This window comes from Dolichospermum sp. FACHB-1091 (assembly GCF_014697585.1).
Lineage (GTDB): Bacteria > Cyanobacteriota > Cyanobacteriia > Cyanobacteriales > Nostocaceae > Dolichospermum.
Map to the genome: position 1 here is coordinate 17,027 of NZ_JACJSB010000007.1, position 14,880 is coordinate 31,906.

20 protein-coding genes, 1 tRNA gene and 1 pseudogene are annotated in these 14,880 nt (G+C 35.8%); 12 read left to right on the forward strand and 10 right to left on the reverse strand.

The annotated features are described in order from the left end of the window. Positions 1 to 316: 316 nt before the first annotated feature. The 7 genes from H6G25_RS06095 (at position 317) to H6G25_RS06125 (ending at position 3,158) form a co-directional block, all read left to right on the forward strand. A complete protein-coding gene (locus H6G25_RS06095; protein WP_028091335.1) occupies positions 317 to 538 on the forward strand; it encodes a hypothetical protein in 222 nt (73 codons plus the stop codon). Beyond that, positions 526 to 927 carry a type II toxin-antitoxin system VapC family toxin gene (locus H6G25_RS06100; protein ID WP_190391717.1) on the forward strand — a complete coding sequence of 134 codons (402 nt, stop codon included), beginning with the start codon at positions 526 to 528 and terminating at the stop codon, positions 925 to 927. Before H6G25_RS06095 ends, H6G25_RS06100 begins: the two co-directional genes overlap by 13 nt. 302 nt (positions 928 to 1,229) lie before the next feature. Continuing rightward, positions 1,230 to 1,703 carry a type II toxin-antitoxin system VapC family toxin gene (locus tag H6G25_RS06105; RefSeq protein WP_190391718.1) on the forward strand — a complete coding sequence of 158 codons (474 nt, stop codon included), beginning with the start codon at positions 1,230 to 1,232 and terminating at the stop codon, positions 1,701 to 1,703. A gap of 3 nt (positions 1,704 to 1,706) precedes the next feature. Further along, positions 1,707 to 1,874: a hypothetical protein gene (locus H6G25_RS06110; protein ID WP_168651017.1), complete on the forward strand. Its 168-nt coding sequence runs from the start codon at positions 1,707 to 1,709 to the stop codon at positions 1,872 to 1,874. A gap of 415 nt (positions 1,875 to 2,289) precedes the next feature. Then, complete coding sequence (locus tag H6G25_RS06115) at positions 2,290 to 2,532, forward strand: hypothetical protein (protein WP_028083300.1); 243 nt, start codon at positions 2,290 to 2,292, stop codon at positions 2,530 to 2,532. Continuing rightward, positions 2,525 to 2,908: a type II toxin-antitoxin system VapC family toxin gene (locus H6G25_RS06120; RefSeq protein ID WP_028083301.1), complete on the forward strand. Its 384-nt coding sequence runs from the start codon at positions 2,525 to 2,527 to the stop codon at positions 2,906 to 2,908. Before H6G25_RS06115 ends, H6G25_RS06120 begins: the two co-directional genes overlap by 8 nt. Positions 2,909 to 2,930: 22 nt before the next feature. Then, entirely contained in the window at positions 2,931 to 3,158 is a 228-nt protein-coding gene (locus H6G25_RS06125) for an AbrB/MazE/SpoVT family DNA-binding domain-containing protein (protein ID WP_168696491.1), read from the forward strand. Between the two features lie 193 nt (positions 3,159 to 3,351). Here H6G25_RS06125 and H6G25_RS06135 read toward each other — a convergent pair whose 3' ends face one another. Both H6G25_RS06135 and H6G25_RS06140 read right to left on the reverse strand, forming a co-directional pair. Next, complete coding sequence (locus H6G25_RS06135; protein ID WP_168359898.1) at positions 3,352 to 3,753, reverse strand: transcriptional regulator; 402 nt, start codon at positions 3,751 to 3,753, stop codon at positions 3,352 to 3,354. A 128-nt stretch (positions 3,754 to 3,881) separates the two neighbouring features. Next, on the reverse strand, positions 3,882 to 4,169 hold the full coding sequence (locus H6G25_RS06140) for a type II toxin-antitoxin system HigB family toxin (protein WP_190391719.1): 288 nt from the start codon (positions 4,167 to 4,169) through the stop codon (positions 3,882 to 3,884). A gap of 431 nt (positions 4,170 to 4,600) precedes the next feature. Between H6G25_RS06140 and H6G25_RS06145 the strand changes: the two genes are divergently transcribed. Then, entirely contained in the window at positions 4,601 to 4,837 is a 237-nt protein-coding gene (locus tag H6G25_RS06145; protein ID WP_190391720.1) for a type II toxin-antitoxin system Phd/YefM family antitoxin, read from the forward strand. Positions 4,838 to 4,911: 74 nt separating this feature from the next. Then, positions 4,912 to 4,968: pseudogene (locus tag H6G25_RS21085) on the forward strand (hypothetical protein); the annotation flags it as partial. A 33-nt stretch (positions 4,969 to 5,001) separates the two neighbouring features. Here the strand turns inward: H6G25_RS21085 and recJ are convergent. From recJ to aat, 6 genes are all read right to left on the reverse strand, one after another. Beyond that, entirely contained in the window at positions 5,002 to 7,326 is a 2,325-nt protein-coding gene (gene recJ, locus H6G25_RS06155; RefSeq protein ID WP_190391721.1) for a single-stranded-DNA-specific exonuclease RecJ, read from the reverse strand. Positions 7,327 to 7,381: 55 nt separating this feature from the next. Beyond that, positions 7,382 to 8,188 (reverse strand): PD-(D/E)XK nuclease family protein, encoded by an 807-nt coding sequence (locus H6G25_RS06160; protein WP_190391722.1) that lies wholly within the window; start codon positions 8,186 to 8,188, stop codon positions 7,382 to 7,384. Between the two features lie 273 nt (positions 8,189 to 8,461). Beyond that, positions 8,462 to 8,665, reverse strand: coding sequence for a hypothetical protein (locus tag H6G25_RS06165; protein WP_190385645.1), 204 nt, complete (start codon positions 8,663 to 8,665; stop codon positions 8,462 to 8,464). A 12-nt stretch (positions 8,666 to 8,677) separates the two neighbouring features. After that, positions 8,678 to 9,241 carry a peptide deformylase gene (def, locus tag H6G25_RS06170; protein ID WP_028083309.1) on the reverse strand — a complete coding sequence of 188 codons (564 nt, stop codon included), beginning with the start codon at positions 9,239 to 9,241 and terminating at the stop codon, positions 8,678 to 8,680. A 14-nt stretch (positions 9,242 to 9,255) separates the two neighbouring features. Further along, positions 9,256 to 9,384: a hypothetical protein gene (locus H6G25_RS21485; RefSeq protein WP_277881741.1), complete on the reverse strand. Its 129-nt coding sequence runs from the start codon at positions 9,382 to 9,384 to the stop codon at positions 9,256 to 9,258. A 567-nt stretch (positions 9,385 to 9,951) separates the two neighbouring features. Further along, on the reverse strand, positions 9,952 to 10,527 hold the full coding sequence (aat, locus tag H6G25_RS06175; RefSeq protein WP_190391822.1) for a leucyl/phenylalanyl-tRNA--protein transferase: 576 nt from the start codon (positions 10,525 to 10,527) through the stop codon (positions 9,952 to 9,954). A gap of 117 nt (positions 10,528 to 10,644) precedes the next feature. Here aat and H6G25_RS06180 point away from each other — a divergent pair, with 117 nt between their 5' ends. After that, positions 10,645 to 10,974, forward strand: a complete 330-nt coding sequence (locus H6G25_RS06180; RefSeq protein ID WP_028090093.1) for a hypothetical protein — start codon at positions 10,645 to 10,647, stop codon at positions 10,972 to 10,974. Positions 10,975 to 11,037: 63 nt separating this feature from the next. Here H6G25_RS06180 and rpsN read toward each other — a convergent pair whose 3' ends face one another. Then, entirely contained in the window at positions 11,038 to 11,340 is a 303-nt protein-coding gene (gene rpsN / locus H6G25_RS06185; RefSeq protein WP_190391723.1) for a 30S ribosomal protein S14, read from the reverse strand. A gap of 305 nt (positions 11,341 to 11,645) precedes the next feature. Then, a tRNA-Arg gene (locus H6G25_RS06190) sits at positions 11,646 to 11,718 on the reverse strand. 429 nt (positions 11,719 to 12,147) lie between these two features. Between H6G25_RS06190 and pstS the strand changes: the two genes are divergently transcribed. Beyond that, complete coding sequence (gene pstS / locus H6G25_RS06195; RefSeq protein WP_190391724.1) at positions 12,148 to 13,191, forward strand: phosphate ABC transporter substrate-binding protein PstS; 1,044 nt, start codon at positions 12,148 to 12,150, stop codon at positions 13,189 to 13,191. Between the two features lie 632 nt (positions 13,192 to 13,823). Next, entirely contained in the window at positions 13,824 to 14,813 is a 990-nt protein-coding gene (gene pstC / locus H6G25_RS06200; RefSeq protein WP_190391725.1) for a phosphate ABC transporter permease subunit PstC, read from the forward strand. Positions 14,814 to 14,880: the final 67 nt, after the last annotated feature.

Consider the following 14,880-nt stretch of genomic DNA (forward strand, 5'->3'; position numbering starts at 1 on the left):
GTGTATTAATGAAATGTAACGCACCATTTTTTTATTAATATTTAACTGTCTGATAGCGAAGCGTGGCGTTAGCCATATTAGGATAACCAGGATTAAAGGATTAACACCGATTGTATTTGATATTGATATTCACAGAATATTAAAATTAGCGCAACTTCTGAAAATAAATATTTTTTTGACTTTTGACTTTTGACTTTTGACTTCCCGAAGGGTGTCCTGGACATCCTGATATGGCTAACGCCACGCTTCGCTATCAGACAAAATGCGATTGTTTAAACTATAATAAAATATAACCATCATTCATCATCAAATTACTATGCTAAAAAGTTACGAAGCAATTTATGAAAATGGCCAATTAACATGGTTGTCAGAACAACCTCAAGTTAATTCTGCTCGTGTGATTATCACCATACTACAAGAAAACTTACCATCAAAAAAACGCCGTATTCCTCCTAGTTCTATTGCTGGTAAAGGTAAAACATTGGGTGATATTGTTAGTCCTATTGTCAATGAAGAAGAGTGGGAATGTCTCAAATAATAGTCCTTGATACTCATATTTGGTTTTGGTTTATTAATCAACAATTTGATAAATTTCCTACCCATTGGAGAGAAATAATTGAAACCTCAGAAGAAGTAGGAGTTTCCACTATTTCCTGTTATGAAATAGCACTTGCACAACAGCGAGGAAGACTAGAATTACCTTGTGCTGCTAATCAATGGTTTCAGGAAGCATTAGAACCATCAGGTATTACATTATTTCCTGTAACTGTAGAAATTTCCTGTCGTGCTGTAAATTTATCTCCTGTTCATAAAGATCCATTTGATCGTTTAATTATTGCTACTACATTACAATATCAAGCAAAATTAGCAAGTATTGATGGTTTCTTTTCTCAATATCCTGAACTCAATAATTATTTGATGCAATAGTTTTCTGATTCTATAGGGTGCGTTAATTAAATGTAACGCACCATTTTTATTAAAATTTAACTGTCTGATAGCGAAGCGTGGCGTTAGCCATATCAGGATATCCAGGATTAAAAGATTAACAGGATTGTATTTGATTTTGATATTCACAGAATATTAAAATTAGCGCAACTTCTGAAAATAAATATTTTTTTGACTTTTGACTTTTGACTTCCCGAAGGGTGTCCTGGACATCCTGATTCTGACAAAAAAGATTAACAGGATACTGTATAGTAAATTTAGCAAAGTAATCACACTTTAATAATATGACCAAAACAATATACATAGAAATAAGTATTATTGGTTATTTAACAGCAAGACCTAGTAAAAATCTAATTGTTGCTGCTAATGCGGAAATAACAAGAGATTGGTGGGATACTCAGAGAAATTCTTTTACTATTTACATTTCTCAACTGGTATTGCAAGAAGCAGCAAAAGGTGATCCAGGAATGGTGAATAAAAGAATAGAAGTTTTAAATAACTTTCCTCTACTTGATATCACAGAACCAGTCCAAAACTTAGCACAGGAATTTCAAAAACAAAGTAATTTACCACCCACTGCTGCTTATGATACTGTTCATATTGCTACAGCTACAGTCTATGGTTTAGATTATCTGTTAACATGGAATTGTAAACACATTGCTAACCCCTATATTCAGAAAAAACTCTCACAAATTGCTGATAGTTTAGGATATGAACTACCAACAATATGTACACCTTATGAAATGTTAGGAGAATAATTTATGTTGAATGATGAAGTTTTGGCAGAAATTCGGAAAATCAGAGATGAACAAGCTAAGTCATTTAATTATGATTTAGCAGCTATTTGTGCTGATTTAAGAAAAAAACAAGCAACAAGTGGCAGAAAAATTATTTCTCTTCCCTTGAAGACAGTGGTAAAATCACGCTGATTTTTTAGGGTGCGTTAATGAAATGTAATGCACCGTTTTTTATTAAAATTTAACTGTCAGAATCAGGATAACCAGGATTAAAGGATTAACAGGATTATATTTGATATTGATATTGTGGGATATTTGAATTAGCGCAATTTGTGAAAATGTAGATGAATATTAAAAAAACATCCTGTACATCCCCAAATCCCCGACATCCTGATTCTGACAAAATGCAATTTCTGAAAATGTAGATGAATATTAAAAAAATATCCTGTACATCCTCAAATCCTGGACATCCTGATTCAGACAAAATGCAATTTTGTGAAAATCTAGATCAATATTAAAAAACATCCTGTACATCCTCAAATCCTAGACATACTGATTCAGAAAAATTTGGTATAATTAACATGATCATTCACTAATTGAGTTAACTATGAAAACACTAGACATAAAAGTAACTATAACAAATGATGGTAAATTATTAGTCAATTCTCCTGTAGATATACCAATGGGAGAATATAATGCTGTTCTTGTATTAGAAGATAGCCCAATTACTCATCATGTTCAAACTTCTGTGAAAAATGCTCAGGCTATTTTTAGAAAATATATTCCTGCTAGTAGAAAACTGTCTGAAGAATTAATTCAGGAACGAAGAGAGGAAAGTTTAAATGAGTGAAGTTGTTGTAGATGCTTCTGCTATTTTAGCTTTACTCAATCAAGAAACTGGTAGCGAAGAAGTTTTAAGATTTATCGGTAAAGCTGCCATTAGTACGGTGAATTTATCTGAAGTTATAGCAAAATTAGCAGATGCAGGAATCCCGGAAGAAGATATTAGACAGATTCTTTCTAATCTCAATCTTGAAGTTATTGATTTTAATAAAGAACAAGCATTAAAAGCGGGAATGTTGCGCCCAAATACTAAATCAATCGGACTTTCATTTGGTGATAGAGCTTGTTTAGCATTAGCTATTTTTCTCAATCAACCTGTTCTAACAACTGATCGGTTATGGGGTAGTATTAATGTGGGAGTTGAAGTTAGAGTAGTGCGTTAGGCATTAATGAGAGGAAATAATCATGAATACAGCCAAACTTAGCAGTGACGGTACTCATCAAACAGTAATATTACCACCAGATTTTAAAATGACAGGTACAGAAGTTTATATCAAAAAAATTGGTAATGCCATTATTCTTATTAGTAAAGATAATCCTTGGCAAACTTTAATTGATAGTTTAAATCAATTTTCTGATGATTTTATGATGACTAGAGATCAACTTCCTATTGATAAAAGAGAGGAGTTTTAAATGCAATATCTTCTCGATACCAACATCTGTATTTATCTGATTAAGCAAAAGCCAGAAAAAGTTATAGCGCGATTTCAAACTTTGTCAATTTCTGATATTGGCATTTCTTCCATCTGATAGCGTATCAGACAATTTTTAGCTACAATTAAAGCATTAGAAGTGATTCAGAAAGTAAGCTATTATCCCCATGTGCTTATAAAAACAAAGAATATGATACATGAAAAAAATCTCCCAATGCTTTGGCTTGATTTTTGCTAATACTTCTTTTACCATTTATTACTTCTGAAGTAATACCTTTTGAGCCAAAAATCTCGACAATATCCTTTTGTTTGAGTTGTCTTACTGACATTAACTCATGTAATATATCTAGGGGAGTTACAGCTTTCATTTGATAGACTTTATTTTCATATTGCTCAATTAGTGTTACTAGCAACTGTAAAACTTCAGCTTGTTCATCTGTCAAATTTTCCCCTAAATCCATAAATTTATCTACTTCATTTAGTAGACGCTTATGCTCTATTTCTGTGTCAATTATACGTGGCACAGTTTCAGACAGTAGCTTAATGTATTCTTCCTTGTTTAGTGTAGTTGTCATATACAACCCCCTTTAGGGTATAATGTTTTCACTAGGAACATAGTAAAGCCATTTCCTAGATGTTTATGAGCTTCTGAGTAGTGTAATTAGACTATTGAGAAGCGAAATCCTCTAATTATAATTATTCCTTATTTTTTCCACTTATCTTCATTATATTCACTGTGAGTTAATACATTCTCAATCTTAATGGTCTTCACTTTATAGGTAATTTTAGTAATTAACCGAAACTTATTTCCTCCTATATTAAAGACTGTGTAGCCTTGTACAAAATCTGCGTGTGGATAAACTTCTCTTACATCTATAATGTGTTTCCATTCTTCCTTTTGAGCAGTTTGGAGCCAAACATTAAGACTAATTTCAGCATCTGGATGAATCTTACTAAATTCAGTTAGGTTTTCGATACCAATTACTTTCATAATATATTATTATTAAGTTCGATTTTTTTACTTTAAACATATCCATTGCCTTGCGTCCTTGGTTTGTGTAACTATATGTTCTCATAAAGAGAACCAAATGTCAAGCCTCTGTACAGGAATTTTTGGAAATTCATTTCAAATTAGGTGAGGTGTTGAATTTAGCAGCGCGTAATCGTTACGCTAATGTATAATTAACTGTCTGATAGCGAAGCGTGGCGTTAGCCATATCAGGATAACCAGGATGAAAGGATTAACACCGATTATATTTGATATTGATATTCACAGAATATTAAAATTATTGCAACTTTGTGAAAATGTAGATAAATATAAAAAAACATCCTGTACATCCTCAAATCTTCGACATCCTGATTCAGACAAAAAATCAAATTCTATGCTATTATTCATTATAATGTCATCTCAAAAATAAGATTATGATTTCAATTAATCAAGCACAGCAGCAACTACAGGATTTAATTGATTCAGTCAATCAATCTCATGAACCTATTATTATTGCAGGAGAAAATAGCAATGCGGTTTTATTATCTGAAAGTGACTGGAAATCTATCCAAGAAACACTATATTTACTTTCTATTCCAGGAATGAGGGAATCAATTAAAGAAGGATTAGCAACACCAATAGAAGAATGTGCTGGGGAATTAGAGTGGTAAATTAGAAATTAGTTTATACTAAACAAGCTCAGAAAGATGCTAAAAAATTAGCTGCAAGTAATTTAAAAGATAAAGTGCAAAGTTTACTTGATATTATTCAGGTCAATCCGTTTCAAAATCCTCCACTTTATGAAAAGTTAGCAGGAGATTTAGAAGGTACATATTCACGACGGATTAATATTCAACATCGTGGCAATAATCATAGATATAGGAACATGAAAAAAATAATCCCGTTGAAATTGTTCTTCTCTGACTGCGGCTAAAAATTGCTTAATGACATTATCAGCAGGATTTTGATGATATGTAGAATCCCAGATTATTTCTAAATAATCATCTTGAGGTTGGACGATAAACCCTAAATATTTTAAAGCTTCAAATCCTAAGTATAGACTGTGGTTACTAATATCGAGTTTTTCTAAAAGTTGACTGGGGGTAAAGGGTTTATTTGTGCGACTGAGATATTTAGCAATTCCTACTAAAGTTAACCAAATATCGCTGGGGTTTCGGTTCTGAGGTTTTTCCCAAGCAATAACTAGTTGTTGTTGATAATCAAGAGATTTTTTTAACCATAAGCGTAAATTATCCCAATTAGTAGGACAATCTTTCATAATCAATAATGATTTCTCAGCTTTGATTTCTTGTAAATTTTCTAGATTTCTCGCGTCTAAAATTAGAGGAAGATTATGATTTTTTAGTTCATCTTCAACATGAGAACGAACAGCAATTAATCTAATTTCATGGCGGTTCTTAAAGCTATTAAAATCAATTTCTGCAATACAATCACATCTACCAATAGGTAATTCTTCTTTATAATGTCCCCACCAAATACCTGGAAAAGCATTATTAGTAGAATCATCTCGAATATTAAAATCTGTTTTAATATATTGTACTTTCTTTCCTTGCAAATCCTGTTGATTTTTATGCCAAGAATTTTCAAACCAACAATTTTTAATTAATAATTTTGGAATAGGATTTCCCATACCACAGGGTTCTAAAAGTTTCAGTTCTAAAAATAAATCTTTACCTAAATCTGCAACTGTCACTACTAAATCAGCTTCTACCGTTGCAGTTAGATTAATTCCTCCCAAAGATTGCCTTAATTTCTGATTAATTGCGGCGGTAAATAAAGGGATATTTTCTACTAATAAACTCAAACCTGCTGCGAAAGGATGTCCACCAAAACGATGTAGTAAATGGGCTTGTTCTTGAACTAATTGATATAAATCAATGTTATTCACAGAACGTGCCGAACCTCGCGCTATAAATTGGCTAGAATCTGCCTCTTTTTCCTTTCCTTCTGTGCTTAACAAAATCGTTGGCCGACCCGTTTCCTGGGCTATTTGTCCAGCAACCAGACCTAAAACACCAGGAGACCATTGAGAATCTTCTAAAACAATAACACTAGTAGTTGATAAGTCTAACTGTGCGAGTTTTTTAGTAACTTGTGCTTGGACATCTTTTTGTAAAGACTTGCGACGAGAATTAGCTAATTCCGTTTCTTCCGCGAGTTTTTGACAACGTTCAATATCTCTACTCGTCAATAATTCCACACAAAAACTAGCGTCACCATGAATGCGACTAATAGCATTAATTCGCGGTCCCAAACCAAAGGAAATATCTGTAGGGCGATCGCCATTTTTCTGGCATAATTCTAGTAATTTACCCACTCCTGGTCTTCTTCTAGCTGTTGGTGATTTTTGATAATCTGTATGTAATTGTTTAATTCCCAATTGTGCTAAATAACGACAATCTCCACTTAATTGCACCAAATCTGCAATTAATCCTATTGCTACTAAATCTAATAAATCAGTTAAGGGATTTTCGGCAATATCTGGTAAACTTGCATATAAAGCCTCCACCAATTTATAAGCAACCGCGACACCAGAAAGATGAAACAAAGGATGTTCCTGTGGTAAATAACGAGGATTAATAATTGCGACGACTGGAGGGCGTTCTGAAGGTAATGTATGATGGTCCGTAATAATAACATCTATCCCTAAACTTTGAGCATAAATGATTTCTGAAATATTCGTACTTCCCGTATCACAAGTAACAATTAACTTACAACCTGCCTTCGCTAAAAGATCAATTCCCGACTTATTTAAACCATGAGATTCTGTTAACCGATTAGGAATATAATAACTTAATTGACGATGTTGTAGGAAAAATTCACCCAAACCATCCCATAATACCGCAGTTGAAGTAATTCCGTCCGCATCAAAATCTCCCCAAATAGCAATTTTTTCTCCTTTTTTTCCCGCAGTTATTAACCGTTGCACAGCCAAATTCATTTCCTGTCCAAATTCCTGAAAATCAGCACTTTGATAAACTTGATAATTAATAAAAGCCGCCAATTTTTCCTCATATTTGATTTCCCGTTCCCAAAATAATTGTGCAGCAAAATTACCATTTATTCCCGGTGCGTAGCGTTTCACCAATTCAATAAACCAACCAGGGGGTTTTTCCGTTGTTTTTAAAATCCATTCCATTGAATTAATATTAATTAGGTTTTCGCGCCAAGAGGAATGAAGTACAACTTTAAGTTTAAAGTGATACTTCTGCAATATTTTCTAAGTTAGGGAACTGCTGGTTAATATTCATAGTTATTTCCTTGTTTTTTTGACGGTGACACCGCACAGCATATTGACAAGATTCACAGGTTTGATCAGATTCTTTAATTTGTGGTAATGGTGTATTATATTCATAATCTTTGACCCATTTTATCAGGTTGTTTAATAATTGATTCAATTCCTGTGCTGTTTTTTGATGTTGTTGTTCATTATAAGTAAATTTAATATTTTGAATTTGCCCTTTTGACTGTACAAACCAGTAAGTCATGGAAATATTTTCTAATAAATATTTGCTAGTTTCTCCTAATACATACATATACAGTTTCGTTTGCCAATTTTGAGCTAATATTTCTCGTTTTGGTGGTTGGGGATAGGTTTTCCAGTCGATAATTTGGGCTTGATTTTGATCAGTAATTAATAAATCATAAATAACTGTGAGGAGATAATCTCCAATTTGCAAAGTTCGATAATGTTCACTTTCTCGAAAGGTTTGATTATTAGTATTAGGTGTAAATATTTCCGGGGCAATTTTGGTAAAATTAGTCATCCAATTTTGCAATTGAGAATCTGCTTGTAGTAAGTTATTAATGGGTAAACCCATTTCTCGCTGCTGCATGAGTAAATGAAAGCGACTACCTAGAATTTGATATTCTTCGTGTTTGGGATCTATGGGTGTGTTAAGTTGTTCCAAATAGCTATATTGGAATTTACGAGGACAAACTGTGAGTAAATTTAAATGTCCTTGAGAAAGACGGAATATTTGGTTAGAAATTGGTAGCATAATTCTATTTTATCTCAGGACTTACGCAAGAACTCTCTAAAACGATCTTTTCTATCCCTACGGGACGCTACGCGAAGGTCTCCTACTTGAGGGGAACAACTTCGCTGAACGTTCCTTCGTGGTTCATTTCTTTAGTTTCCGGTTGAAGTTGAATCTTCATGATTTTTTACAATCTTCCCCCTGATTACCCAATTACCAAGTACAAAATAAAAGGTAAAAGGGTGAAGTGTGCATTCCTCATTCATCCTCTTACCTTTTTCATATACCTGATGCTTATTTCATATTAGCTCGCGCATCCCTAACTGCGGCAATAAAAAAGAATCCAGTGAGAGGAATGCTTAAAGCTAAGATAATAGCAGTGGTTTGGAAACCAAAATCTGGTTCTCCATAACTCAGTTCAAAAACCGAACCCACAGCCGCAATGGCTGCTACACAAGCACCACCTAAAAATAAACCGCTTTTTGGAGTTAAATACACTACTAGACCACCCTATGCTACTGGTTTGACTGCTTGATATGAAAAGCCATTTTTAGATAACTCCTGGGCTAAAGTCAAGGAATTTTCTACACGATCTACAAATACCACGCCATTGAGGTGATCTAATTCATGTAAAATACAACGACCAAGTAAATCATCAGCCTTTAATGTTTGCGGACGGCCATACTCGTCTTTATACGCTATTGTCACCTCTTCTGGACGTTTTACATCTAAAAAGACGTTGGGAATACTCAAACACCCTTCCTGAGCCACACAGAGCTTACTACTCACCTGTTTAATGGTAGGGTTAATTAATACTAATGGCGCATGGGTTGGGTCATCGGGTTTACAATCAATAACAATTAGCTGTTTATTAATACCAACTTGAGGTGCAGCCAAACCAATACCATCTGAGCTATACATAGTTTGCAGCATTTCGCGCACTAGTTGGCGGAGTTCATCATCTATTTTAGTCACACGCTTTGCTGGTTGACGCAAAACCCGATCACCTAAGTAGTGCATTTGCAAAGGTGGATTTTTTAACTTTTTCTTCTCGACAGCAATATCAGAGGGCATGGTTCTTGATGGCTTTATAATGAATAATCTAGTTTGATTCTAATTGGTAATTGGTAATGGGTAATTGGTAATGGGTAATGGGTAATGGGTAATTGGTGAGTAATTTTCTGTTTTAATCCTGTAAATCCTTTAATCCCCGACATCCTGATCTGGCTACACCATCAGACATTTTCCTTAACTAGCAACTTAACACTGGTTTAGTAAGTAGGTGAACGGAAAAAAACCAACATAAGTAACGAAAAGTAAAGTTGCCCAAAACCTCTTCCCTGTTAAGAGTTCCCTGTTAAGAGTTCCCTGTTCCCAGTTAAGAGTTCCCTGTTAAGAGTTCCCTGTTAAGAGTTCCCTGTTAAGAGTTCCCTGTTAAGAGTTCCCTGTTCCCTGTTAAGAGTTCCCTGTTAAGAGTTCCCTGTTCCCTGTTAAGAGTTCCCTGTTAAGAGTTCCCTGTTCCCTGTTAAGAGTTCCCTGTTAAGAGTTCCCTGTTAAGAGTTCCCTGTTCCCTGTTAAGAGTTCCCTGTTAAGAGTTCCCTGTTCCCTGTTAAGAGTTCCCTGTCCCCTGTTCCCTGTCCCCTGTTAAGAGTTCCCAGTTAAGAGTTCCCTGTTAAGAGTTCCCTTGTCATAACGACAATTTTTAACGCCAACCTACTTAGTTATATGTCCGTTGTCAGTTTTTGAACAGGAATTTTTACTAATTACCAAGACTAAACCTCAAGTTAAATCAAATAACAAGGACTTTGCAAGGCCTGTTTCAGTAAAAGATGATATTCACTATTACTGATATTATAAGCGCCAAATCTAGATAAATGGGGATTCATCATTTGGGCATCAAATAACAAAAATTTCCTCTGACGCAATCGGGCTACTAATTTCACCATTGCGACTTTAGAACCTTCGGAAATGTTGAAAAACATGGATTCACCAATAAAAGCACCACCAATCACAATTCCTAAAATTCCCCCCGCTAATTGATCACCAGACCAAGTTTCAAAACTATACGCATATCCCGACTTGTAAAGTAACCAATATATCTTTTCTAATTCTGGAGAAATCCAAGTTATGTCACGATTAGCACATCCAGCCACTACACCCAGAAAGTCACGGTTAATTGCTACAGTGAATCGTTCTTGGTTGAGAACTCGCTGTAATGACTTGGGATACCGAAATTTTTCATCCAAAGGAATTAAAGTTCGTTCCCGACTTTCATACCATCCCAGATGATTATTCTCATCAGCCATGAGAAAATAACCTTGGGCATAACCGCGAATAATAGCACTAACATCATATTCCATAATTGAGTGAATCATCCAAAAAATCCCCATCTGAACGCAATGGACTGTTATCAGTGTTCCCCTGCGAACTTTTAAGAGACTAACCTGGTAAACAAAATCTATTTAAAATATACAAACATGACTCAAACAATTCCACCCATTACCCTACCACCTTCGGAAAATCCCCAGCAAGAAGGAGAATGGTTACAACAAAACTTACTACATTGGCTTGATAATGAGTTTATTCCTGAAGCAATCAATCAAAATATTGCTCAACGCGCATCACAGATTTTTGTTAGACAACGCATGGAAGGAGAAAACGACTTAGGTTCTCTAGTCATTGCCATTGTCACGGAAATGCAGTGCTATGATTTTTCTAAAAGCTTTTTTGGAGAGTTTGCGATCGCCAACGCCGTTAGCGATCTACTATTAGATAGCCTGGGAATTGATCATTGTTGTGGTCAATAGTATCTGAGTTATTGGTCAGTGGTTATTGATCATTAGTCATTACAACTGACCAGCGACCACTAACTACCAACTAGACTTAACAACACCAGGTAAAAGACCTTCATGGGCCCATTCTCTAAGCACATTCCGAGATAGTCCAAAATCACGGTATACACCTCTAGGACGACCAGTTAACCAGCAACGGTTATGCTTCCGTGTAGGCGCACTGTTACGGGGTAATTGTTGAATTTTGCGGTGAACTTCTAGCTTCAGCAATGGAGATTCTGCTATTCTGAACTCTTCTAGCAGTGCTTCGCGCTTTTGGGCGTATTTCTCCACCATTCTAGCGCGTTTCTTCTCGCGCTCAATCATACTCTTCTTGGCCATGAATTCCCTAATTTAATTAAAGACACCACTCCTCATTCTACAGTATTCTTGACAATTATGGGGAAATTTATTATCAACAAAAAATAAAAAATCAAATATTGACCCTCCTTTTTTAACCATATTCCTCACTTACAATTTTTCAAACCTTGTGATGCAGGCAAGATACCCGCTATAGTTGTACCTCATTTAGACTAAATTCGCTGTAATTGATCAAATATAGGAATTATGTAGGAGTTACGGAAGAAGAAATAATGAACCACTCTAATCACAGAGATCAGGGAGGAATGTCACCAGATGTCTAAAAATGAGCGCGGAGGGATTTGAACCCCCGACCCACAGGACCGGAACCTGTTGCTCTATCCACTGAGCCACGCGCCCTTACATATATCCTCTATGCTCAACACTATAACATAATTTTTGGATTTGTCGAGAATTAAAAATTAAATTATAACTATAGAAGCTAGGACTTACGCATTGACGGGATCAACCAAATATGAGGTATGGGTTTGAGGCATTTTAACGTGATTTTTTCATCCTTTTTGAGCGATAGCGAAGTGCTGCTGCAAGCAGTTCGCTTTTGAGCGGAAGTTAATCACCAAAAGCCTGAAACGAGGGATTTTCCTTCATGCACATGATGGTGAATTTGTACATTGCGTAATTCCTAGAAGCATGAATCCTAACTAAAAAAGTTTAAACTATGTTTAAACCATTATTTACCTATTCTTAATGCAATCTTAACCATAATCGATCACCCTTAGTTAAAGATATAATCAGCCAAATCAGGTATTTCTGAAATTAAGAGGCAGTATGACTTTTTTAGCCAGTGTTTTGATGAATCGTTTTATTACTACTTCGCTATTAACCGGGGCTGTTGCGTTAAGTCCAGTCTTGAGTAAAATGGCATCAGCTCAGACTTTGAACGGTGCAGGAGCAACATTTCCCGCTCCTCTTTACGAAAGATATGCCCGTGAAGTTAGGAAAAAATATCCTGATTTGAAAGTTAATTACCAAGCCATTGGTAGTGGTGGTGGTATTCGTCAAACCATTGCGGGAACTGTGGACTTTGGTGCTAGTGATGCAGCCATGAAAGATGATGAGATTGCTAAAGTTAAAAATGGTGTTATCTTAGTACCTACTGCTGGTGGTGCTGTTTCCGTTGTTTATAATGTACCTGGTGTCAACAACCTGAGATTATCTCGCACTACATTACCAGATATTTTCTCTGGAAGAATTACTAACTGGAGTGACGCGAAAATTAAAGCGGATAACCCTGGTGTAAATCTACCAAATCAACCAATTAAATTTGCGGTTCGCGCTGATGGTAGTGGTACAACATTCATTTTTACTAACCATTTAAGTTCTATTAGCGGTTATTTCAAAGGTAGAATTGGTGCTAATACCGCTCCGAAATGGACTTTACCAAACGCCCTCAAAGGTAAAGGAAATCCGGGGGTAGCTGCATTGGTGAAAAGCAATCCCGGATCTATTGGTTATGTTGAATATGACTATGCTACTAAAAACAATTTGAAATCAGCTACATTGCAAAATAAAAAGGGAGAATTTGTTGCTCCCTCTTTAGCATCTGCTAACGCAGCTTTATCAACTGTAGCTTTTCCCAATAACTACCGCGTTTTTATTGGAGACCCAGACCAAGGTTATCCCATTGTTGGTTTAACTTGGATGATGGTTTACAAACAGTATTCTAACCCCGCTAAAGCTGACGCAATTAAAAAATGGATTAACTGGGTTCTCAAGGACGGTCAACAATATAATGATGACCTCAACTACACTAAAATTCCCAGTGATGTTGTCAACCGTGTGCTACAAACCGTGAACACCACTGTCAAGTAATTTTCTGTCCTCTTGAGTAATTGACTTTGACTTAGCAATACCTGTGCCAATTTTCCCAAAATTTATCCCAAACCCTATAAAATCGTTACCAGATCAATAGGGCTTCAGGTTGTTGGCTAAGGTATTAAGGTATTGACCAAAAACATGGGACACAAGCCCCGTCCTTCTAGGACAGCAGTTCTCATTTTAAGGTTTCATGACAAAACCCTATGAGTGCAAGGGTTTTACAATTCTTAACTAATCCGGGGATCGCTGAAATGGCGCAAAAGCGTTTCAAAATGAGAATTGCTGCTTATGGGACGGCTTGGCGATTATTGTGGTAGAATTTTGTTTAGTCGCCTTATGGCATTGGGAGACTTTCAACGAACGTCGAGGGAGGTTTAACTATTTCGATAGCACAACCCAAGGCAACGTTAAGGAATCCTCTCTCATGAAAGGAAGATGATGTATTTTAATTAGAGGATTTTTGAAAAGTATTGGGCGAATATAACTCACTACTACACAGGTCAAATCCACACTACTTAACGAAGAACCTTATCTTCTTGGGGTTTGTAACAGGTTACTAATTTAACCTTTGAGCTAAAACACTTTTAAAGTGCATATTCATTTATTTCCTCAAGTTCTTATTGATCATGGCTAATTTATCTGAACAACGAGATAATAACTCACGAGAATCAAATGATGGAAATATTTTAACATCTACTAGTGGGGTTAATTTCTGGTTTGATAGGGGATTTACATGGCTAGTGTATATTTTCGCTGCTACTACTGTCACTATCCTATTTTTAATGACTTGGGTAATTTTTCAGCAAGCACAACCGGCTATTGGTCAATTCGGACTGGGCTTTTTATGGAGTCAAGACTGGGATACAGGTAATCAAATTTTCGGAGCTTTGCCGTATATTTATGGAACACTGGTAAGTAGTGCGATCGCCATTTTACTAGCTGTACCCGTGGGTATATCCATAGCTTTAGTAACTAGTGAGGATTTCTTACCCATTCCGGTTAAAAGTACCCTCGCTTTTGTGGTAGAATTAATTGCAGCTATCCCCAGTGTAATTATCGGTTTATGGGGAATTTTTGTATTTATTCCTGTCATCAAACCTTTGGAAAAATGGCTTGGTGGCACTTTTGCATTCATACCACTATTTAATACCGAAGATCCAGCGGGAAATAATATGTTGACAGCGGGAATTATTCTCTCCATTATGATTTTACCGACAATGGCAGCTATTTCTCGTGATGTAATGTTGGTCATTCCTAAGGATTTACGTAGTTCGTCTATGGCTTTGGGAGGAACTCGCTGGGAAACAATTTTTCGGGTGTTATTACCAGCAGGATTTTCCGGGTTGGTAAGTGCAGCTATGTTGTCTCTTGGTAGGGCTTTGGGAGAAACAATGGCAGTAACCATGGTAATTGGTAATTACGCTCAAATAAGTCTATCTTTACTTGATCCAGCATACACAATCCCCGCTGTTTTAGCTAATGAATTTGCCGAAGCTGAACCAGGATTACATATTGGTTCATTAAGCTATTTAGGCTTAATTTTATTTGCGTTAACTCTAGCTGTCAATATTGGGGCTGTTTTATTAGTTAAATGGGTTGGTAAAAAGAATAGATAACTCAAGCTAGTTATTTAGTTGCGGCTGTTAATGGGTAATTGGTAATTGGTGATAAAATCCCTGTTTT